Annotated in this window: 14 protein-coding genes; 4 read left to right on the forward strand and 10 right to left on the reverse strand. The window is 59.5% G+C overall.

Going from position 1 to position 19,741, the window contains the following annotated elements; genetic code table 11:
- The first annotated feature begins 62 nt into the window (after positions 1–62).
- Entirely contained in the window at positions 63–1,022 is a 960-nt protein-coding gene (locus tag ACYVIA_RS07395; protein ID WP_460839406.1) for a LysR family transcriptional regulator, read from the forward strand.
- Between the two features lie 225 nt (positions 1,023–1,247).
- Here ACYVIA_RS07395 and ACYVIA_RS07400 read toward each other — a convergent pair whose 3' ends face one another.
- The 4 genes from ACYVIA_RS07400 to ACYVIA_RS07415 all read right to left on the reverse strand — a co-directional run bounded on the left by ACYVIA_RS07400 (position 1,248) and on the right by ACYVIA_RS07415 (position 4,951).
- Positions 1,248–3,485 (reverse strand): PhoX family protein, encoded by a 2,238-nt coding sequence (locus ACYVIA_RS07400; protein ID WP_460839407.1) that lies wholly within the window; start codon positions 3,483–3,485, stop codon positions 1,248–1,250.
- Positions 3,486–3,620: 135 nt separating this feature from the next.
- On the reverse strand, positions 3,621–3,839 hold the full coding sequence (locus tag ACYVIA_RS07405; protein ID WP_460839409.1) for a hypothetical protein: 219 nt from the start codon (positions 3,837–3,839) through the stop codon (positions 3,621–3,623).
- A 99-nt stretch (positions 3,840–3,938) separates the two neighbouring features.
- Positions 3,939–4,142, reverse strand: a complete 204-nt coding sequence (locus ACYVIA_RS07410) for a hypothetical protein (protein WP_460839411.1) — start codon at positions 4,140–4,142, stop codon at positions 3,939–3,941.
- 350 nt (positions 4,143–4,492) lie between these two features.
- Positions 4,493–4,951, reverse strand: a complete 459-nt coding sequence (locus ACYVIA_RS07415; protein ID WP_057288946.1) for an Lrp/AsnC ligand binding domain-containing protein — start codon at positions 4,949–4,951, stop codon at positions 4,493–4,495.
- A 142-nt stretch (positions 4,952–5,093) separates the two neighbouring features.
- On the opposite strand from ACYVIA_RS07415, the gene putA reads away from it, so the two are divergent.
- A complete protein-coding gene (gene putA, locus ACYVIA_RS07420; RefSeq protein WP_460839414.1) occupies positions 5,094–8,807 on the forward strand; it encodes a trifunctional transcriptional regulator/proline dehydrogenase/L-glutamate gamma-semialdehyde dehydrogenase in 3,714 nt (1,237 codons plus the stop codon).
- 173 nt (positions 8,808–8,980) lie between these two features.
- Positions 8,981–11,008, forward strand: a complete 2,028-nt coding sequence (locus ACYVIA_RS07425) for an AsmA family protein (RefSeq protein ID WP_460839416.1) — start codon at positions 8,981–8,983, stop codon at positions 11,006–11,008.
- 72 nt (positions 11,009–11,080) lie between these two features.
- Here the strand turns inward: ACYVIA_RS07425 and ACYVIA_RS07430 are convergent, their stop codons facing one another.
- On the reverse strand, positions 11,081–11,704 hold the full coding sequence (locus ACYVIA_RS07430) for a hypothetical protein (protein ID WP_460839418.1): 624 nt from the start codon (positions 11,702–11,704) through the stop codon (positions 11,081–11,083).
- A gap of 1,216 nt (positions 11,705–12,920) precedes the next feature.
- Between ACYVIA_RS07430 and ACYVIA_RS07435 the strand changes: the two genes are divergently transcribed.
- Positions 12,921–13,976, forward strand: a complete 1,056-nt coding sequence (locus ACYVIA_RS07435) for a hypothetical protein (RefSeq protein WP_460839420.1) — start codon at positions 12,921–12,923, stop codon at positions 13,974–13,976.
- Positions 13,977–14,057: 81 nt separating this feature from the next.
- Here the strand turns inward: ACYVIA_RS07435 and ACYVIA_RS07440 are convergent, their stop codons facing one another.
- The 5 genes from ACYVIA_RS07440 to ACYVIA_RS07460 are packed head-to-tail and all read right to left on the reverse strand — an operon-like array spanning position 14,058 to position 19,740.
- On the reverse strand, positions 14,058–14,222 hold the full coding sequence (locus ACYVIA_RS07440) for a hypothetical protein (protein WP_460839422.1): 165 nt from the start codon (positions 14,220–14,222) through the stop codon (positions 14,058–14,060).
- A gap of 30 nt (positions 14,223–14,252) precedes the next feature.
- A complete protein-coding gene (gene glmS / locus ACYVIA_RS07445; RefSeq protein WP_460839424.1) occupies positions 14,253–16,082 on the reverse strand; it encodes a glutamine--fructose-6-phosphate transaminase (isomerizing) in 1,830 nt (609 codons plus the stop codon).
- A gap of 54 nt (positions 16,083–16,136) precedes the next feature.
- A complete protein-coding gene (locus ACYVIA_RS07450; protein WP_460839426.1) occupies positions 16,137–16,361 on the reverse strand; it encodes a hypothetical protein in 225 nt (74 codons plus the stop codon).
- Between the two features lie 42 nt (positions 16,362–16,403).
- On the reverse strand, positions 16,404–17,537 hold the full coding sequence (locus ACYVIA_RS07455; protein ID WP_460839428.1) for an HlyD family secretion protein: 1,134 nt from the start codon (positions 17,535–17,537) through the stop codon (positions 16,404–16,406).
- Positions 17,527–19,740 carry a TolC family protein gene (locus ACYVIA_RS07460; RefSeq protein ID WP_460839430.1) on the reverse strand — a complete coding sequence of 738 codons (2,214 nt, stop codon included), beginning with the start codon at positions 19,738–19,740 and terminating at the stop codon, positions 17,527–17,529. The genes ACYVIA_RS07455 and ACYVIA_RS07460 overlap by 11 nt, the downstream gene beginning before the upstream one ends.
- Position 19,741: the final 1 nt, after the last annotated feature.

A 19,741-nucleotide genomic window follows, 5' to 3' on the forward strand; every position in this document is an offset into this window, starting at 1 on the left:
TAATTTGCGTGAATAGCGATCGGGCGTTTTCTGTTTAATAATCATTGGTTTAGCGTGACATCATGAGTTTCCTCACATTGGATCTGAACCTGCTGCGGGTCTTCGATGCAGTGATGACCGAGCAGAATCTCACACGCGCGTCTAACCGGCTGGCAATGACACAGCCTGCTGTCTCCAATGCCTTGCGGCGCTTGCGCGACGCGTTGGGTGACGAGTTGCTTATCCGTACCGCGCACGGTGTCAAACCGACGCCGCGGGCGGAAAACCTCTGGCCCGCCGTGCGGCGTGCGCTTACCGAACTGGAAGAAGCGATCGCACCGGAGCAGACCTTCGACATTGCGGCGGCACAAACGACTTTCCGTATGGCAATGGCCGATGCGACTGCGGCCTTGTGGCTGCCGGCACTGGTGCGTTCGATCGAGCGCGAAGCGCCCGGCATCACGATTCGCATGGTGCCGCTGACCACCCGCGAACCCCGGCCGATGTTGTTAAGAGGCGACATCGACCTGGCGGTAGGTTTCTTTCCGGGTGTGGTGGCGCAACTTGCCGGGGGGCAAGGCGCTTCGGTGTCGCCGATCCGCCATGAGCAGTTGTATTCCGGACAATATGTCTGTGTGATGCGCAAGAACCACCCGCTAGCGCAGGGCGAACTGACATTGGACGACTATTGTTCGGCCAACCATCTGCTTGTGAGCTTTTCGGGGCGCGCGCATGGTCTGGTCGATGAGGCATTGGCGCAAGTCGGTCGCGAGCGGCGCATCCTGTTGACGGTGAACCAGTTTTTCACCGCGGGGCGCGTGGTTGCCACGTCGGACCTGATTACGGTGCTGCCGCGCCACCTGATCGCATCGACCGGCATCACCGGCGCGCTGGTCACGAAGGAACTGCCGTTCGCGATGCCCAACATGCACATCGACATGCTGTGGCACGAGCGCGACACGCGCAACCCGGCGCACAAATGGCTGCGTTCGCACCTGAGCGGCACCACGCGCGATACCGTCACCAAGACCGGCATTCTTTGATGCTTTTGATGCCTTTGATGCGGTAAGCGACCGAAAAGGGAAAGCCCGCTCAACGGGCTATGTAAAAAGTCTGTCAACCGGCGTCCAACAAATTGCCCCGCACAAGCGGGGCAATTTTTTTTGGGGAAGGGAATAAGCGATCAGGCGTGCAGCGCTCGCATCGTCAGACCGTCAGGCTGTTTTTACTCAGTCTGACGACGCGGGCTTCCTCATCCCGGCAATCCTTTACGCGAGGCTGCCGCCGATCAGACCGCCGTCGTCCTTGGTGATGACGACCGTTGCCGAACGCGGACGGGCAGTGCCGCCATCCGGCCAGTGGCTGCCAAAGCTGGTCGGGTCTGCGAAGTCGGGCGTGGTGTCTTCACCCGGATGCTGGATGTTGACGAACAGCACCTTGCCATCCGGCGTTTCGGCCAGGCCGGTGATTTCGCACTCCTTGGGGCCGACCAGGAAACGGCGCAGGTTGGTCTCGCCGGGCGCGGCGCCGACATAGGTATCGACTGCCTTTGTGCTCGCGCCATCGACATTGGTGATGGTCCTCTTGCCGCCGTCCCCGACTTTGCCGGGCACTGCAGCCAGCATCATGCAGTTGGTGGCGTCGGTATAAGCGCCATCGTCGGTCTGGATCCATAGCAGGCCGCTACGCGCAAACCACAGGCCGTCAGGGCTGGAGAAGTCGTTGGCCGCCGTCAGGTTGGACACGTTCACGTTGGTGGCGTCGGCAGTGGAGCGTGCACCGAACAGGAACACATCCCACTTGAAGCCGGTCGCCGTGACGTCGGCGTTGTCCTCCGCCCAGCGGATGATGTGGCCGTTCGGATTGCCTTTCTGCGCAGTCGCCCCCTTCGGGTCATTGTAGAAGCGCGGATTCGCCGCATCGGTCGACGCCAGGGTGCGGTTCGACGCATTGCTGTTGGTGAGCGTCATGTACACCTCGCCGTTGGCCGGATTGACCGCGCCCCATTCCGGACGGTCCATCTTCGTGGCGCCCGCGGCGTCGGCCGCAAGACGCGTATTGACCAGCACATCGGCCTGGTCGGCAAAGGCATAGGGCGCATAAGCGGCCGTGATGTTGTTGCTGCCGAACTTCAGCTCGACCCATTCGCCGCTGCCGTCGGCATTGAACTTCGCGACATACAGCTTGCCGTCGTCCAGGTACTTGTCACCGGCGGCCATGCCCTTGTTGGCGTCTGCCGGATCCCACGGCGCGTTCGACACGTACTTGTAGATGTACTCGTTGCGCGAATCGCAGCCCATATACCAGACCAGCGGCTTGCCCGGCACGACCGGACCCGGCCATGCGCCTTCATGCGCAAAGCGGCCGAGCGCGGTGCGCTTTTTCGGCGTGGAGGAGGGATCGAACGGGTCGATCTCGACAATCCAGCCGTAGGTATTGGCGACATTGCGGAAGTCGTCGCTGCCGTCGGCAGATGCGCCGGTCTTCATCGCATTCCAGCGCGAGAACGAGGTATCGGCCGGGTCGGCTGCCGTGACGGTCGCCCACAGTTCGCGGCCGTTGCCTGCCACGCCGTAGCGCGCAAACGATGCCCGTTCCTTCGCGCTGCGCTGCGGATCGTCGGTTGCCTTGATGCGGCGGAAGTAGCCGGCCCAGTTTTCTTCCGTGGTCAGGTAAGTGCCCCACGGCGTGTAGCCGTTGCCGCAATTGTTGATGGTGCCGCGCGTTTTCGAGCCGTCGGTGGAATAGGCGGTGATCATGTACGGCGTTTTCGCCACAGGGCCGGACAGGATCATCTCGGTGAAGGTGGTGATGCGGCGGTTGAATGCGGAATCCTTCTTGTAGCTGAAGGCGTTGCCGCTCCTGTTCACTTCAACGACGCTCACGCCGTGCGCATTCATTTCCTTGATGACTTCATCGGCAACGGTGCGCGTCATCGTCGCGGTATCGATGGTGGGGCCGTTCGGGTGCAGGTAGGCCGGGGTAATCGCTTCATGGTTCATGCACAGCAGGCCGCGGTCGCTGCTGGATGCGCTGAACTTGCCGTCGCTGCCGAGGCCGAAGTAATGCATGCCGTCGTGATGGTCGCCCGCGCGTTGCGCAAACGACGCTGCCGTATCGGTGCCGTCGTTCTTGTATGCGGCCACGCTGGCCGCAATCGGATCGCCGAGGCGATACAGCACCGTGGCCGTATAGCCTGCCGGGACAATCAGTGCATCGGCGAGGCTCTTGGCGACGGCATTGAAGTTGAGCTTGAGCGTCTTCGGCAGATCGGCCGTTTCGCCGCCGACCGATGGCGAAGGCGAAGCGCTGTCGGAACCGGAACCGCCGCATGCAGCAAGTCCCGCGCCGAAGAAGGTGGTCGCTGCCACGCCAAATGTTCCTTTCAGTATTGAGCGGCGGCTCAGGCGGGCGCGCAGTACGCTGTCAAAGCTCGGGTTGTTTGAATCGTTGGTGCCAACGTCTTCGGCATCGACGAGCAGCTCGTGTTTGGTCATGTCGTTCATGGATGATCTTGTCCTTTTCCTCTGTCGTTCTCGTTTTTTCCTGGTGTTCCTGTTGTGTATTCCGGGCCTCGGGGCGCAGGCAAATGCCATCTGCTTCTGTGCTTCCCGGCCGCCCGATGGAGAACGGCGTTCGTTTCAGTACAGCGGCAAGCGCTGCGCTTCGTTTCCGGCCATATAGCCATTGCTCGTCTTCATGATCGTCACGACCCCTTCGTCCTGGACTGCCACAGCCACTTCTTCGGATTGCAGCAGGATGTTCGCCAGGCGCAGGTGACCGTGCAGGAGGCGATAACAGTTGCCTTCTCGGACGATCAGGATGTCGGGACTGATGATGGGCGTGTCGGATATCGTCATGGCATTTCTCCACGCGCTGCATGCTACGCAGTGCGTGTGACGCGCAAATGACGACTGTATGAAGGTTTGATGACAGCGCGGTGGCGCCGGGAATCGCAGTCAGCTGTGCTGTTCAGTCGGCGGGAAGCGGCCTTGCTCGGTGTCCAGGAAATCGCCTTCGGCGATCGCGCGCAGTTCCGGCGCACGCGACTCGCTGCGCAGGTACTTGATCGGAGCCAGTGCGAGCACGATGATCAACGCCCAGAACAGGAGCATCGCGAGTGTGCCGAGCCAGTGCCATCCAATCCCGTCAGTCCACATCATTGCCTCGCTCCCGGTCCATGATTTCCTGCGCGCCCGCATCAACAAAATGCAGGAGAAAAAGGTAGTAAAACGCCTGTTTACTTTGACCTGTTCGGCATCAGGGTTCACTGATTCGAATCAAGGAGAAGCAGTGCCGTCAGCACGAGGAAATCGCGCTGTATGCAGGCAGCGCTGCGATGATGACAGCTCCATCGGCATTAATCATTCGCGCGCGGGTGCTGCCGATTGCGTCGGCAGCAATTGTTTCAGCAGGGATAGACCGATAGAGCGGCGCGGCGGCTATTGACTGGCGGCAGCACGTACCGACGCCGACTCACAGCACGACTTCGCGGCACAGCTACCGGCAACGATCAGCGGATCGGCAGCTTGGTCGTGTTCTTGACTTCTTCCATCACTGCATAGGTGTGCGTTTCGCGCACGCCCTTCAACTGCAGCAGAGATTTGCCGAGGAATTCTCTGTAGGCATTCATGTCCTTCACGCGCGCCTTCACCAGATAGTCGAAGCCGCCGGCGACCATGTGGCATTCCTGCACTTCGGGAATCACTTGCACGCTGCGCTTGAAGGCTTCGAATACTTCCGGCGTAGTCCGGTCAAGCACGACTTCGATAAACACGAGCAGGGACACGTCCAGCAGCTGCGGATTAAGCTGTGCCGTGTAGTTGACGATATAGCCGGCCTCCTGCAGCTTGCGCACGCGCTCGAGGCAGGCGGCAGGGGAAAGGTTGACGCGGGACGCGAGCTCCACATTGCTGATGCGGCCATCGTTCTGCAGTTCGGAGAGGATTTTCTTGCTGATTTTGTCGAGCATTTCACGCCTTCCGCGAAGAATTTTGTTCGGCGCGATTTTCACACAAAATACAAAATTCTGATAGCAGCACCGATTTCCAGAATTAATCTTTAGTGAGCCTCACTACAATCGCATCGTTATTTTCCTAATCCATACGGACAACATGCTTATTGCTACTAAAGAAACTTCTTCGGCTGCCACTGACACCGCCGCCGTGCCTTTCTCCGCGCTGCACGCCGAGATCGAGCATGCGCCGTCGCCGCTGCGCATGGCGATCACCGCAGCTTACCGCCGCGACGAACGCGAAGCGGTGCAATGGCTGCTTGCGCAGATCCGTCCGCATGCAGCAGCCCAGGATGCGACGCAGGCGCTCGCACGCCAGCTGGTCGAGGCCGTGCGCGAACAGCGCACCCGCTCCTCGGGCGTCGACGCATTGATGCACGAATTCTCGCTGTCGTCGGAAGAGGGCGTAGCGCTGATGTGCCTGGCCGAAGCGCTGCTGCGCATTCCCGACCACCAGACCGCCGACCGCCTGATCGCGGACAAGATCAGCAAGGGCGACTGGAAGAAGCACCTCGGCGAATCGCCGTCGTTGTTCGTCAATGCCGCCACCTGGGGCCTGCTGATTACCGGCAAGCTGGTCGGCACCAACAGCGAACAGGGCTTGGGTTCCGCATTGACCAAGCTGATCGCCAAGGGCGGCGAGCCGCTGATCCGCAAGGGCGTGGATCTGGCAATGCGCATGCTCGGCAACCAGTTCGTGACCGGCCAGACGATTGCCGAAGCGCTGTCCAACAGCCGCGACAATGAAAAGCGCGGCTACCGCTATTCCTACGACATGCTGGGCGAAGCGGCATTGACCGAAGAAGATGCGGCCAAGTATTACCGCTCCTATGAAGAAGCGATCCATGCGATCGGCCGTGCTTCCAACGGCCGCGGCATCAAGGACGGCCCGGGTATCTCGGTGAAGCTGTCCGCGCTGCACCCGCGCTATTCCCGCGCGCAGCGTGAGCGCACGATGAATGAACTGCTGCCGCGCGTGAAGCAACTCACGCTCTTGGCCAAGCAGTACAACATCGGCTTCAACATCGACGCGGAAGAAGCGGACCGCCTCGAACTGTCGCTGGACCTGATGGAAGCACTGGCATTCGACCGCGATTTGGACGGCTTCGAAGGCATCGGCTTCGTCGTGCAGGCTTACCAGAAGCGCTGCCCGTTCGTCATCGATTACCTGGTCGACCTCGCACGCCGCTCCGGCCGCAAGCTGATGGTGCGTCTGGTGAAAGGCGCCTACTGGGATGCGGAAATCAAGCGCGCGCAAGTTGACGGCATGCCCGGCTTCCCGGTCTACACCCGCAAGGTGTACACCGACGTCAGCTACCTGACCTGCGCGCAGAAGCTGCTCGCTGCTACCGATGTCATCTACCCGCAATTCGCCACGCACAATGCGCACACGCTGGCATCGATCTACAACTGGGCAAAAGTCACCGGCAAGGACAACGTTGGCGATTATGAATTCCAGTGCCTGCACGGCATGGGCGAGACGCTGTACGACCAGGTTGTCGGCGCAGACAACCTGAACAAGCCGTGCCGCATCTACGCGCCGGTCGGCTCGCATGAAACGCTGCTCGCCTATCTGGTGCGCCGCCTGCTGGAAAACGGCGCGAACTCGTCTTTCGTGAACCAGATCGTCGATGAGAATGTGTCGATCGACAGCCTGATCACCGATCCGCTGAAAGTCGCCAAGCAACTCGGCGGCGAACCACATGTGAACATCGCTCAGCCGCTCGACCTGTTCGGCGCAGAGCGCAAGAACTCGGCGGGCGTGGATTTCAGCAATGAAAACGTGCTGCGCGAGATCGACACGGTATTCAGCCAGCTCGGCAACCGCCAGTGGCAGGCCGCACCGCTGCTGGCCAGCACTGCCGCCAACAACGGCCAGCCGGTTGCAATCTGCAATCCGGCCGACCGCCGCGATGTCGTCGGCCAAGTGATTGAAGCCGGTGAGCAGGAAGTGGAAAGCGCACTTGCCGCAGCACAGGCGTATGCGACTGACTGGCAGACCACGCCGCCGGCAACCCGCGCCGACATGCTGGTGCGCGCCGCAGACTTGCTCGAAGAACACAAGCTGGAATTCATGGCACTCGCCATTCGCGAAGCCGGCAAGTCCTTGCCGAACGCTATTGCCGAAGTGCGCGAAGCCGTCGACTTCCTGCGTTACTACGCAGCACAGGTGCGCGACAATGCGAATGCGCAAGCTCTCGGCCCGGTCGTTTGCATCAGCCCGTGGAACTTCCCTCTGGCAATCTTTATTGGTGAAGTCAGCGCAGCGCTGGCAGCAGGCAACGTCGTACTCGCGAAGCCGGCGGAGCAGACACCGTTGATCGCGTGCCGTGCGGTGCAGTTGCTGCATGAGGCAGGTATTCCGCGCGGAGCATTGCAGTTCCTGCCGGGCACCGGTGAAACGGTGGGTGCGAAGCTGACGGCCGATGCCCGCGTGCGCGGCGTGATCTTTACCGGTTCCACCGAAGTGGCGCAGTTGATTAACCGCACATTGGCCAAGCGCGAAGTGCATGAAAAGCAGGACATCCCGCTGATTGCGGAAACTGGTGGCCAGAATGCGATGATTGTTGACTCTAGTGCCTTGCCGGAGCAGGTCGTGCAGGACGTCATCACCTCGGCATTCGACAGCGCCGGCCAGCGCTGCTCCGCGCTGCGCGTGCTGTGCCTGCAGGAAGACATTGCAGACAAGACCATCACGATGCTCAAGGGCGCCATGAAGGAACTGCGCATCGGCAATCCCGACCGTCTTGTCACCGACATCGGCCCGGTGATCGATGCTGAAGCACAACAGAACCTGCTGCGCCATATCGACCGCATGAAGTCGCAGGGCAAGAGCGTGCATCAGCTGCCGTTGCCGGAAGCATGCGGCCATGGCACCTTCGTCGCACCGACCGTCATTGAAATCAAATCGCTGGATGAACTGCAACGCGAAGTGTTCGGTCCGGTGCTGCATGTGCTGCGCTATCGCCGCGAAGCATTGCCGCAACTGATCGATGCGATCAATGCGACCGGGTACGGCTTGACACTGGGCGTCCACTCGCGCATCGACGAGACGATCGAGTTCATTACGTCGCGTGCGCACGTCGGCAACATCTACGTGAACCGCAACATCGTCGGTGCGGTCGTTGGCGTGCAACCTTTCGGCGGCGAAGGAAAATCCGGTACCGGCCCGAAGGCCGGCGGCCCGCTGTACATCAAACGCCTGCAACGCAATGCAACTGTTGCACGCGGCGCACATACGATCCACCAGCAACAGGCTTCGGCTGCCTGCAAGCCGGCATTCGACAGCCTGCTGGCCTGGGCGAGCACGCACGGTCATCAACGCATCGCTGCACTGGGAGAAACGTATGTACATGCGACGTTGCTGAATACATCGCTGGTGTTGCCGGGCCCGACCGGTGAGCGCAATACGCTGACGTTTGCTCCGCGCGGCACGGTGCTGTGTGCTGCAACGACTGTTGCAGGCTTGTTGAATCAACTCGCTGCGGCGCTCGCCACCGGCAACAGCATCGTCGTCTCGGCAGAAACGGCAGCTTTGTTGCCTCAGGGCCTGCCGCAGGAAGTGCGTGCGGCAATCAAGGTGGTGAAGCAACAGGAACTGTCCACCGTTGCGTTGCAGATCGCCTTGGTCGACAGCGCCTGGGGCGGCTCGGTGGTACCGGTGCTTGCCGCACGCGACGGTGCTCTGGTGCCGGTGATCGAAACGGGCGAAGCAGAGCCGATTCCGCTGTGGCGCCTGGTTGCCGAACATGCGGTATGCGTGAACACGACTGCGGCAGGCGGCAACGCAAGCCTGATGACGCTGGGCGCATAACGCGGATGCAATGAATCTTCTCTTCCGCGGTGAAGAGAAGATTCAGGACAGATAAGTCCCGCTTGGGAGAACGCCTTGCCGGCACTGCCGGTGAGGCGTTTTTTTTATTTTTTTTCTTTCTCGCACAACTTACTCGCGCCTGAACTCTTGCCCGCACGCCAAGTCCTATCCGGATGTCACGTGCATCAAGAATCGCCGCATGGAGCGGGCTTGCAGTCTTCGTCCTGCTCCTTGCCTGTATTGCAGTACTGCTCAGCTTCGACTGGAATCGCGCCAAGCCTTGGATTAATGCGCGCGTGAGCGAAGCCACCGGCCGGAACTTCGTGATCCACGGCGATCTCGCGCTGACCTGGCATGCGCCAAAAGGCGAGCGCGGCTGGCGCGCATGGGTGCCATGGCCGCGCCTGAATGCGCAGGATGTGAGCCTGTCCAATCCGGCATGGGCCAGGACGCCGCAAATGGCCCGCGTGCGGGAAATCACGTTTTCGGTCAATCCGCTTCCACTGTTGCAGCAACGGCTCGTCATTCCCTCCCTGGGACTGAACAATCCACAGTTGTCGCTCGAGCGTCTTTCCGACGGCCGCAACAACTGGACTTTCAAGCAGAAGGGCAGTGAGCCATCCGTCTGGAAAGTGGATCTGCAATCGCTTGTCTTCAACAACGGCAACATCATCGTTCTCGATGCAGTCAAACGCGCCAACCTGAAGATCGACATCACTGCGCTCAACAATGGCGGCATGTATCAGGTCGGCTGGCGGGTTGGCGGCATGTTCAACGGTGAGACGGCCAACGGCACCGGACGGGCGGGCGCGGTGCTATCGCTGCAGCGCCCGAATGCGCAGTATCCGTTCGAGGCAAAGCTGCGTGTGGGAAAAACCAGCATCGACGCGAAGGGAACACTGACCGATCCGCGCCGGCTTGCCGCACTGGATCTGAAGCTGAAGTTCTCCGGCGTGAGCATGGCGCATCTGTATCCGCTGATTGGCGTGACCTTGCCGGAAACCCGGCCGTTCACGACGGAAGGACGGCTGGTCGGGTCGCCCAATCGCGGTGCGCAAGGCGGGCACTGGACCTATGAAAAATTCACCGGCAGGGTCGGCAGCAGCGATCTGTCCGGCACCCTGCGTTATCAGTCGCCTCAGGCATGGCAACGAAGACCGCTGCTCGAAGGCACGGTGGTGTCGAACCTGTTGAACTTCAATGACCTGTCGCCGCTGATCGGTGCCGACTCGGATGCCAGCCGTGCACAACGCGGCGCGAGATCCGTGCAGCCAGACGACAAGGTGCTGCCGGTGGAAACCTTCAAGACCGAACGCTGGACGGCCATCGATGCCGATGTGCAGTTCACCGGCAAAAAGATCATCCGGCAGAAAGAACTCCCGATCAATAACCTCGTCACCCGCCTGCAGCTCAAGGATGGCGTACTGTCACTGGCGCCGCTGCGGTTCGGCGTCGCTGGCGGCAACCTGACCGCAACGCTTCGTCTGGATAGCAACAAAAAACCGATGCAGGCAGACATGCGGATGTCGGCGCGCCATCTGAAGTTGAATGAACTTTTCCCAACGCTGACCAGCATGCAGGCCAGCCTGGGTGAGATCAATGGTGAAGCGACACTGCGTGCCAACGGCAACTCGGTCGCCAGCCTGCTCGGTTCGTCGAATGGCGACATGCGCCTGATTGTCAACCAGGGAACGATCAGCAAGTTCCTGCTGGAAGCGGCCGGGCTGAACATCGGCAGCGTGGTGATCACGCGCCTGTTCGGCGACAAGCAGGTCGCGCTCAATTGTGCTGTGAGCGACTTCCAGATCAAAAAAGGCGTGATGCATGCGCGCGCCTTCGTGGTCGATACGCGCGATGCGACGATTTATGTGAAAGGGGATATCCGCCTCGGCCAGGAACAGCTCGACCTGACCGTGCTGCCGGAAACCAAGGGCGTACGCCTGATTTCGCTGCGCTCGCCGCTATATGTGAACGGCCCGTTCAAGAAGCCGCAGGTCGGCGTGGACAAGGGCACGATCGCCTTGCGTGCCGGCAGTGCGATCGCGCTCGGCGTGCTAGCGCCGGTTGCATCGGCGCTGATTCCTTTGGTGAACGTCGGGCCGGGCGCGCATAGCGAATGCGGGAATTTGCTGGCACAGGCTTATGAGCAGGCGGTTGCCGGCTCCGGGGAGCGCAACAGCATGGACAGCAGCGGCGAATAAATAGGTTTCCGTGTTCCCTGGCATGGAAGTGAGTCGGAACATGCCGTCCCCACTCGTTGAATCAGCAGGCTATCAAGAGGCAATGCACCTTGCTGTAAAGTCTGTCAGAGAACCGTCCCGTCCGGTAACGTTGTGCACGCGCTTGCAGAAAAGCCTCTGTCGCTTTGGCAAGAATGCTTTAGAACCGAGCATTCCAGAAAAATCATTTACTCGAGGCACTCGACGCTGAGCCGACTGCCGCAGCGCCGGAATAAAGGCGCAATTTGGAAGGAAGAACTCGCTGCCAAGCGCTCGTTCATTGCCCCCTCCCATTTCAAACCAACATTGACTGAGAAGATGCCTCAGCACCGTATGTGTCCATACGCGGGGGAGGATGTGGGCCGCACGCTTGACTGCGTCACGCATTGATTCCGGCATGCAGTTGATCGTGCTCTCAAACAACGAAGCCACGGCCTCACGTATATCGGGTCGCTTGTGCTGCTCCGCGACCTCTTGCTCTACATGTCGCCTGATGTCAGCAAACAGGGTAGCGCCAAAAGAAGGATATCGGCTCGGCAGCGAGGCGAGGAAGTCGCGCGCCGCCTCGGTGCGCATTTTGCGATGCGCGTTGCGCCGCGACTCGAATATCGCTGCGTCTTGCTCATTGAGGATGGTGAAGTGACCTTGCTTGTCGCGCTCGATTTCCGCGGCGATCATCTCGGCGCATCTCGATGCAATCCGCAAAGACAGCCTGGATTTGAACGTGGAACCTGCATCGACGCTTGTTCGTAGCAGCGTAAGAGCATCACTCTCCGAGTCCGCCGCCCCAGATGCCCCAAACCGGAAGTAGCACATTCCCGGAATCAGCCATTCGGCTGCAAAGGGCAGAGCTCGAATTCAGCTCTCGCCCAATTGTTCGAAAGCTCTGCAATTTGCTCTATCCGATGCTTTCAATATTCGCCAGGAAGCGCACTTTGCAACCGTCACAAAACGTTACATGCGTAAGTGCCCCATTTGCGCAGCAACCTTTAAAGGCGTGGAGAGGTGCATTTTCACTTTCCGTTGTGCTGTTGGAAACGGATGTTCGGTGGCGTAGTCACTGCACTGCAAACCTTCCCACTATTCTCAAGTTCAGAGTTTTCCAAGGTTTGATCCCATTTGCGGGAATGCACTTGATGTAACTAAGGGTCACCCGTACAAGCATCAGCCAACCCGCATCCGGGTGGAGCGGACATGACTCGGTTCTCCACGATGATTGGAAAGGCGTGTCGGCTGACGTGGCAACGCGCGAGAGCCGGTCTACTGCATGCGCCGATAAAATCACCAGACTAAAGCTCTCATGGGGAACGGCATTTCATGGCGACGACCGTCCCCCCGAGAGAGAAAGGATGAGACGCATCCTAATCTGTATCTTTTAGCAGGATACCGGCTGACTGAAGGCGTTACGGACCTGCTTATAGATCTAGATTAATGACGGCGCGCTCGCTTCCGGCGTCGCATCGTCATTTGGCTCGTTCTGAATGCCGCGCGCTGTTTTCCCGGGTTTTTACCTCGAAGCGCCTGTTTGAAAAAACGCTTCGTCCGGACCGCTTCTCGATCAGGGATTCGGCCGGCTCTCCAAGTGGCGCGCACTCCTGCCTCAATCGCGCTCATCCGCCTTCACTGAACGTGGTGTCGGCGGACCTTCAGACGTCTTGTCATACCGGCGCTCCGCTGCATTGGCAGATTCATTACACAGCAATAATTCCGGCGACATGCGTCCTACTCATACCATCCTTTCAACTTACATAAAGTAACGTTGACGACAGGAACCTTTCCTGGCGGAAATCACTCTTACCGCCAGTCATAGGGGGTGCGTTCCCTTCCCGGAACGGCGGGTACAACAAGCATCTGCCATTCCGACACCGTTTTTTCTATGCCTTAGGAGCACGCAGTGTCTTCCCGTATTACCTTTCCCTCCAGTCTTGTTCTCGCGTTGTTGCTCCCCGCCTGCGGCGGCGGCGACAGTGGAGACGCCTACGCCGGCAGACAACCGACAGAAGCAACCCTAGCGGCGGCGAGTTACGTTGATCCTGACTTTATTGAAAGCGCTACGGATACCGACGCCGATTCGGACACCCATGCCGGGACCGCCTCTCAAGACAACCGCTACCTGGCCGGGAGCACGGTTGTTGGCGCGAGTCCCTCCAACTACAAGGCGATGTGGTCTTGGCGGGATCGCGATATCTACAACGCGACCGAACAGCAAAAACTGTTGAATTTTGCCGTTGCCAACAAAATCACTTCCATCTATGTCAGCGCGGAATGGCTGATGCGTGACTACCCACAGCAGTTTGCCGCGTTCATTAACGCGGCCGCAAGCCGGAACATCACGGTGGAACTACTCTTGGCCAATCATGAATGGGCATTGACCGCCAATCACCAGCAAGCGATCGATCAGGTACGCAAAGCCAACGCTTTTGTGCGCAACCTGACAGGAGCCAAGCCGGTCGGTCTCCATTTCGATGTCGAGCCCCACTCGTTGCCGGGCTGGGAGACAAACAAGGTCTCCTACGGCAACCAAGTTATTGATCTGTATGCAAAGGTCAATAAGGTCAAGGATCCGAGCCTTTCCGTCAACGCCGACATGGCAATGAGCTATCGCACCATCAATATCGTTCGAAACGGCATCACCAAGACACTTCAGAAATGGGTCATTGACTCGACGGACCACACCACGTTGATGGCGTACCGGGATTATGCGCTTGGCGCGGACAGCATTACCTATCACGCCAATACCCCGGTAACCTATGCGGGTCGACGCGGCAAGGTAACCTATGTCGGCGTCGAAACAACCTGTAATCTTGCGCCGGAAAAAATCACTTTTTGTGAAGAAAAACGTGCTGGCCTCAACACGGAACTGAGTCATGTCGTAGCAGAGTATGCCGGGGCGCGCGGCTTCGGCGGCCTGGTCGTGCACGACTACGCGGGTTACTCCATTCTGCCTTGACCACAAACCGCACGCCTTGAAGCCGCTTATCCGCTTCTGGCGTGTTCACCTCCTGTGCCGGCGCAGTACCGGCACAGGTCATTACCGGAGCACGAAAATGGATTCCGGAGGATTAGTATCCGGCATCTGGTAATAGACCATTTCGGTGCATTCCGCGACGGTCCCGTCGATGTCCAGATACGTCTCCCGGTCACCATGCTGTTCGATAGCCCGGATGAGTAGCTTCACGATTTCAGTACTCAACATGGCAACTGCTCCTTTTAGGGATCAGACCGCTTATTCGACTGTGACGCTTTTTGCGAGATTTCGCGGCTTGTCGACATCGGCGCCGCGTGCCAACGCGGTATGGTAAGCAAGCAACTGCAACGGCACCACATGCTGGATCGGCGACAGCACCCCATAGTGCTGGGGCAGAGTCAACACGTGGAGCCCGGGTTCGGCCGATATATCTGAACCCGCGTCCGCTAGTACATAGAGTTCTCCGCCGCGGGCGCGTACTTCCGCCATATTGGATTTCAGTTTTCCCAGCAGGGCATCGTTAGGTACCGTGGTAATGACCGGCATGGCCGAAGTCACCAGGGCAAGCGGTCCATGCTTGAGTTCGCCTGCCGGATAGGCTTCGGCGTGGATATAGGAAATTTCCTTCAGCTTCAACGCTCCCTCGAGCGCTATCGGATAGTGCGCACCGCGCGCGACAAACAAGGCGTTCTCCTTGGTCGCAAACTCCTGCGCCCATTCCTTTAACGCCGGTTCCAGCGCCAGCACGGCCTGGATTGCAGTCGGCAGGTTCAAGACGGCCTCCCGGTAAAGACGCTCGCGCTGCAGTGCGAGGCGTCCCTTTGATTTGGCCAGGGACATTGCAAGGAAAAAGAGTGCCACCAGCTGCGTCGTAAACGCCTTTGTCGATGCGACACCGGTTTCGGTACCGGCCCGCGTCAGAAACGTCAATCCGGCCTGCCGGAAGATGGCGGAACTGGCCACGTTGCAGATCGCCAGCGTATTCCGATGGCCGAGCGATTTGGCATACGAGAGCGCCGCCAGCGTGTCCGCCGTTTCTCCCGACTGGGAGACGACCACGATCAACGATTGCGGATCGATTGCCGGCTTGCGATACCGGTATTCACTGGCAACTTCCACCGCTACCGGAACACCGGCGATTTCCTCGATCCAGTACTTTGCCGTCATCCCGGCATAAAAGCTGGTGCCGCACGCCAGAATCTTCACTTCGCTGCAGTCGCGAAAAATCGCCTCTGCGCCGGCGCCGAAAGCAGCGGATGAAAAACCGTCCATTGCCTTGATGGTTTCGTTAATCGCGCGCGGCTGTTCAAAAATTTCCTTAAGCATGTAGTGCTGGTAATCGCCCAGGTCGCAGGAGGCCTGTTCTGCGTCAAGCGTCACGACCGACCGCACGACGGCGTTGCCACCGAGGTCCTGGATCTGCACGCTTTGCCGCTGCACATCGACGATATCCCCATCTTCCAGATACATGATCCTCTTGCTCGCGCCGGACAGCGCCAGCACATCGGACGCAAGGAAATTTTCTCCATCACCAAGGCCGACAACCAGCGGACACCCCATGCGCACACCTACCATGCGATGCGGCTCGTTCTCACAGACCACGGCCAGCGCATATACGCCTTCCAGGCAGGACACGGCGCTCCGGACCGCGGCCAGCAGGTCACCCCGGTAGAACCGGTTCACCAGATGAACTACCGCCTCCGTATCCGTTTGCGACTCGAACGTATAGCCTTCGAGCATCAGCTCGTCTCTGATTTCGGCATAGTTTTCGACGATTCCATTGTGCACAAGCGCTATGCATTTACCGCTCGTGCGCGTTCGCGAGAGGTGGGGATGCGCATTGTCCATATTCGGGATACCGTGGGTCGCCCACCGGGTGTGCGCAATCCCTGCGGAACCCTCAATAGCCGTTTCGGCGACCTGGCGCTGAAGATCCGCGACCCGGGAAATTGTCCTGGCCCTCCGCACTCCCGTCTCGTTGATGGCAAGGCCGCAGGAATCGTATCCACGGTATTCGAGCCGCTTAAGCCCTTCAAGCAGGAAGGGAACCACATTACGTTGCGCAATCGCGCCGACAATGCCACACATACGCTTCCTTTCACCCGGCGAAGGCCGTTTTCACCCCAAACCTCTTAAACCAGCCTAATGGCCCGCGTTACCGTAATCGCTTTCCTCGTAAATCAGGAACACATTCGACATCAGGCGGGAGCCGCAGCGTTCGATCCGCTCGCCTACACGCTGCGATTTCAGTTTCTTGAACCGGCTTACCACCGCCGGGGCCAGATGATCGAGCTCGACGGGTGTCTTGCCTCCCTCATCGCGCCAGACATAAAGGCCAGAATTCGGCCGCTCTTCGATACAAATCATGACAACCTCCAATCCCGATCCACATCCCTTGCGGATCCTTCGTTAGTTGTGAACGCTCGCGACCTTGTCTTCCCTCGTCTCGCGCCAGAATGCCAGGCGCTCAATCGGGAAGTGGCGATCAAACTGCACGTTTACAGGCAGTACATTGACGCGATACTGCTCCGGCAAACCCTCCAACGGGTCGAGCAGCACCACGACCGAGTGGTGGCGGACGGTCAGCGGATTGGCGCGATCGGGCGGGAGCCGTTGCGCCTGCATCTTCACTTCGGTGACGCGCGCACGGTGCGAGTAGCCATCGAGGAAATTCACCGTTGCCCAACTGTTGACGGTGGCATATTTTGCCCACGACGGCTCCACGAACACTTCAATTTTTGCCGGCCGCTGGAGCCGCAGGCTCGCAACCTCGGCGCCCGCGGCGATCCACTCACCGTGCTTGCCGAAGACCTGCGCGACGATGCCGTCCTCCGTCGCGCGCACCTTCATTGCTTCAAGCATGGCTGCCTTCTCAGCCAGCCGCGGTTCCTGCGTTACCAGCGGCACAACCTCCGGTGACGAACCCGTTGCCCGGGCAGAGCGCGACCGGACTGCCTTCAGGTCATTTTGTGCCGTACGCAGGTTGCGCTGCGCTGCAGCCATGTCCGCGTATGCTTGCGCGACCTCCGTTTGCGTCGCCGCGCCTTGCCCGGCCAGTTCGCTCATCCGTTCGTACTGTTGTTTTCTCAGGGAAAACAGCTCGCGTGCTTCAGTCACCGCAGCGTTCAGGTTCGTGATTCCGCGGCCGCCGACACCGCGCGATTCTGCGTCGTTCGGCGCCGGTGCAGCCTTTGCCCGCTGGCTCTCAAGCAGAAAGTTATATTCCTGTTCCAGTACCTCGTTGCGCAGCTCGGCAATCACGTCGCCCTCCCTGACGCGTCGGCCGACCGGTATCGTGCTCACTACCCGTCCGGCGACAGGCGCCTTAAGTACCGTTTCATCCATCGCGACAAAGCCGGGCATATCGGCCCAGACGGCGCCATAGATGAGGCGCGACAGGAAAATAAGCAGCGGCGCCAGCACGAAAAGAACGAGAATGCGCCAGCGCCAGTTCGCGATTTCTCGCTTGCTCGCTGCATAACGGACGGCAAGGCCGTTTACCTCGTGGGCGACGGCCGGATCAGCAGAAAACCTAATCTTCATAAAGTGCTCCATTGAGGTAATCGTCCAGCGACTGGACAATGATTCCTGCGAAGTTCGGTTCGGCTTGCAGGCGCAGGGCAATCTTGTGGAATGCGCTTACCACGGTCTTTTTCGGCCTTTTCGCATAGCTCTCTTCCTTCGACAGGACGGGCTCGATCGACTGGGCCAGGCTAAAGCGAAGATCGGGATGCGAACGCATCACATTAGCGATGTTGTCAGTGACTCTGTCCTGGTTGGTTGAATACTGCATGAGCGCCACTTCGGCTGCTCCGGCGTCTTTCAGGCCGGAGAGCAAACCTTCGACCGCCACATCGCGCGGATGCAGCGTCACCGCGATGGGGAGATCGGTTTTCCCGTGCAGGTCGCGGACCAGCGAAACGAGTCCCGGTGCCCAAAGGGCCTTCTTGTCGTCGGGCACCTGGCTTTTTTCGATATCCAGATGGATCCCCGAAAAACCGAAGCCGTTGAGCTGCTCGACGATCCGGAGCAGTTTCTTGTCTTCGCCGGGTTGGATCCAGCCGGGATCCCCGAGCAACAGCCCTACTTCGATCTGCCGTTTTCTTGCGCTGGAAAGGAATGCGTTGAGGCGCCTGCGCTCTGCCCGGCGCGTTGTCACACCCTCGATCTGTAACGCGTTCAACGAGAGCAGCACACGGTTGGTTCTTGGAATTTTTTCCCAGAATGCGTCGGCGTTGGCGGGCTTGAACCTGTTGAAAGCGTGCCATGCATACCAGCCAAGCAGCGGTACGTTGCTGTCCCTCGCGGCAATGACCTGGTCTTTTTTTGCGCCTTGAAGCGATGCCGAACGGAAGTGCAGCGATTGCGGCGGCAGGAGCGTCTGCATTAGAAGTGGCTCGGCCTGGGTGACGAGGTCTGTGCGCGCCTTAGCCTCGCCGGCGCAATCGCCCAGGCCCATCATGTCGATGCGTGCCTTTGCAAGCATCAGTTCCGCGTCCAACTGCTCATAGAATGCCTGGTACAGCGCATGACGCGTCCGTACCAGATGCGCGACGGTATCCCCGTCCCGATGCGACACTCTCAAGCGCGCCACTCTTTCAGCTTCTTTTGCCGCGCCGAGCCGCTGTTCGAGCATGGCAATATGTTCCTGCCGAACGACCACTTCTCGTTTTACTTTCTCGATCGCTGAAAGATATTCCTGCCTTTGCTGATCCAGCTCGATCTGTGCCTTGGCCATCTCGGCTAGCGCAAGGTTCTTTGCCGTACTGTGCGGATCGGGCCCACCCAGCGGGAACATAATGTCGATGGAAACAGCAGTGCTTGTGCCGCTGTGGCCGTTCTCGTAACGGCTCAGGCCCTGGCTGATGGTGAGGCCGGAATCAGGAAGCCGCCGCCCGGCCAGCGCAAGCGCTCGCCGCTTTTCCTCCAGCGCAGACGCCAGCAACTGCAGCGTCGGGTGCGTCTGGGCGTCGTCCGCACCCGCCGTCGCCAGCCTGCAATTGACGGGAAATTGCGGCACCTGAACCTCGAAATCGTTCCGCGGATAACCGGTGATTTTCTGTATTTTCGCGGCGCTCTCTGCCGCGAGCGCGTTGGCGGCGACTTCGTCATTGCCCGCCGTATGGAGGCTCGCCTTGAGCGCCTTGTAATCGGCATTCAGGATCAGCCGGGCATTCATTCGGGCGTCGAGCACCTTGAGCGTATCGCCCTGGCTATAGGAATATGAGCGGGCCAGCCGCGCCTGCTCGCGACGAAAATAGTGTTCGGCATACGCATAGCGCAGACCCTTCAGCGTCTCCATCTGCGCGACCTTCTCGCGTGCCTTTGCAATGGCGATATTGGATTCGGCAATTTCCGCGGTCTTGAGCAGCGCGTCGCGCCTTCCGAACAGCGGTATCTGCAAACCGATCACGGCAGAATACCGGGCATACCGCTCCTGATCTGCGGTAAGCACTGTTTCTGAACGGTTAACGGCGCCCGACGCTTGTGTCGTCTCGACGCCGTACCGCTCCGGGCGCACCGGATCCTTCGTGGAAGCCGCCGTTCCGCTCACAAAAAGCTTTGGCGCCATGTTGGAGAGTGCCAATCCATGGCGTGCCTCGGCCGCTTCGCGCTCGCTCACGGCGATCCGTACGGGAGGAGACGACATCACCATGCTCTCCAACATCGGCAGGCTTAGCTTTTCCTGAGCTAAAGTTTCCACGGTGGAGGCGACTGCCGCCACGAATACAAATAGCTTTTTCATT

It is taken from the genome of Noviherbaspirillum agri, from assembly GCF_054780595.1.

Bases quoted from the DNA above. Each gene is read 5' to 3' on its own strand.
- ACYVIA_RS07395 (WP_460839406.1), top strand. From the start codon at position 63: ATGAGTTTCCTCACATTGGATCTGAACCTGCTGCGGGTCTTCGATGCA.
- ACYVIA_RS07400 (WP_460839407.1), bottom strand. From the start codon at position 3,485: ATGAACGACATGACCAAACACGAGCTGCTCGTCGATGCCGAAGACGTT.
- ACYVIA_RS07405 (WP_460839409.1), bottom strand. From the start codon at position 3,839: ATGACGATATCCGACACGCCCATCATCAGTCCCGACATCCTGATCGTC.
- ACYVIA_RS07410 (WP_460839411.1), bottom strand. From the start codon at position 4,142: ATGATGTGGACTGACGGGATTGGATGGCACTGGCTCGGCACACTCGCG.
- ACYVIA_RS07415 (WP_057288946.1), bottom strand. From the start codon at position 4,951: ATGCTCGACAAAATCAGCAAGAAAATCCTCTCCGAACTGCAGAACGAT.
- putA (WP_460839414.1), top strand. From the start codon at position 5,094: ATGCTTATTGCTACTAAAGAAACTTCTTCGGCTGCCACTGACACCGCC.
- ACYVIA_RS07425 (WP_460839416.1), top strand. From the start codon at position 8,981: ATGTCACGTGCATCAAGAATCGCCGCATGGAGCGGGCTTGCAGTCTTC.
- ACYVIA_RS07430 (WP_460839418.1), bottom strand. From the start codon at position 11,704: ATGATCGCCGCGGAAATCGAGCGCGACAAGCAAGGTCACTTCACCATC.
- ACYVIA_RS07440 (WP_460839422.1), bottom strand. From the start codon at position 14,222: ATGTTGAGTACTGAAATCGTGAAGCTACTCATCCGGGCTATCGAACAG.
- glmS (WP_460839424.1), bottom strand. From the start codon at position 16,082: ATGTGTGGCATTGTCGGCGCGATTGCGCAACGTAATGTGGTTCCCTTC.
- ACYVIA_RS07450 (WP_460839426.1), bottom strand. From the start codon at position 16,361: ATGATTTGTATCGAAGAGCGGCCGAATTCTGGCCTTTATGTCTGGCGC.
- ACYVIA_RS07455 (WP_460839428.1), bottom strand. From the start codon at position 17,537: ATGAAGATTAGGTTTTCTGCTGATCCGGCCGTCGCCCACGAGGTAAAC.
- ACYVIA_RS07460 (WP_460839430.1), bottom strand. From the start codon at position 19,740: ATGAAAAAGCTATTTGTATTCGTGGCGGCAGTCGCCTCCACCGTGGAA.